Origin of the sequence: Haloferax prahovense DSM 18310 (assembly GCF_000336815.1) — an archaeon.
In the GTDB taxonomy this organism is placed as follows: Archaea; Halobacteriota; Halobacteria; order Halobacteriales; family Haloferacaceae; genus Haloferax; species Haloferax prahovense.
Map to the genome: position 1 here is coordinate 1 of NZ_AOLG01000039.1, position 1,302 is coordinate 1,302.

Consider the following 1,302-nt stretch of genomic DNA (forward strand, 5'->3'; position numbering starts at 1 on the left):
GTCTGGTATTGGGTCGGTGTCCTTTCGCTCTACATTGTCGATGGTTTCTCAATTGCTCTGATGCCCGGTATGGCATCGCTTCGAAATGCTATGCTGGGGTTCCTCAGTGTAACACTGACCAACCCGGGGTTATCGCTGTTATTTGCGCTAATCGGAGGTATCTCGATGTGGGCATTGGAGGCTCTGTTTTACATCCGCGAGATTCTCCTCTACGTATATCTCTACGGAATGCCGATTGCGATTGCTATCGGATATGGGAATATCCCCGTTGTGTCTGATATTGCGATGGGATTCTGTAGGCGGTTTGTCCCCCTTGCCGTCCTGCCGCTGCCAGCCGCGATAGTATTCAAAGGATATGATCTGATATACAGCGGCGGAACCCTCACACCACAGACTGCATTCCTCAAGTTCCTCGTCGCTGCCTCACTCCCTCTAGTTGCGCTATACATCACTTGGAAGACGTTCAAGTACGCGACTCCACTGACAGCCAGGGTTGTCGGAGGTGCGACGAAAGGAGCCGCTCTCATCGGCGGTGTCGCGGCTGGCGCCTACGTTGGCGGTGCAGGTGTCGCGACGACAGCGGCACGGTGGGGACCGAAAGCAGCAGCCGGCCATGCGGTTGCACAGAAAGCTGCTGCTCGAGGCGGACACGGAACTGAGGACGGAGCCCCATCGTACCGTCGAACCGAGAATGACCCCGGTGGAGCCACAGCAGACGCATCGAGTGACAAACGCGGAATGGAGTACGATCGAGGTATTCACTAATGTCTACAGATCCAGACGCGGCAGCGCGGCGTATCATGAACCAGTTTGGCGAGGAGAGTCGCATCCCCTACCTCAACATCGAGGAGGGGGACGTCGGCGTGCTCATCGCCTTCCCCATCATCGGGCTCTTCATCGCGAGTCTCACTGGCGTCGAATCGCTCGCTCTCCCGTTCGTAGCCGGTGGACTCGGGTTCGGTGTTGCTGTCATCTACGTCTCTCCCGATCACCTGAACGCGTGGACGTGGACGAAGGACGTCTATCGATATGCCAAGCGCCCACGGGCCACGTTCAGTGCCCCAGAAGCAGCCGACAGTACCACGAACGAGACAGAGCGAAACGAGGGCGGGCTCGCAAACTACACGCCGTTCAAACCGGACGAGCGAACGCAAGATCTCACGAACATCAAGCGGGCGTGGCCCGGTGCTGGCGCGATTCAAAGGACGGACGGCACGATGGAAGCCTTCATCGAGATCGACCCGGGGAACATGGACTTCGCGATGTCCAACGACTGGGCCCAGCTCCAGAACGCGGGCGAAG

General features: G+C 58.1%; 1 protein-coding gene and 1 pseudogene. Both read left to right on the forward strand.

All coding sequences use genetic code 11. The features are described from left to right. A partial coding sequence (locus C457_RS19705) for a hypothetical protein (RefSeq protein ID WP_083864293.1) occupies nucleotides 1-765 on the forward strand: 765 nt, incomplete at its 5' end. Next, nucleotides 765-1,302, forward strand: a pseudogene (locus C457_RS11195) (hypothetical protein); the annotation flags it as partial. The gene C457_RS19705 and the pseudogene C457_RS11195, both read left to right, overlap by 1 nt.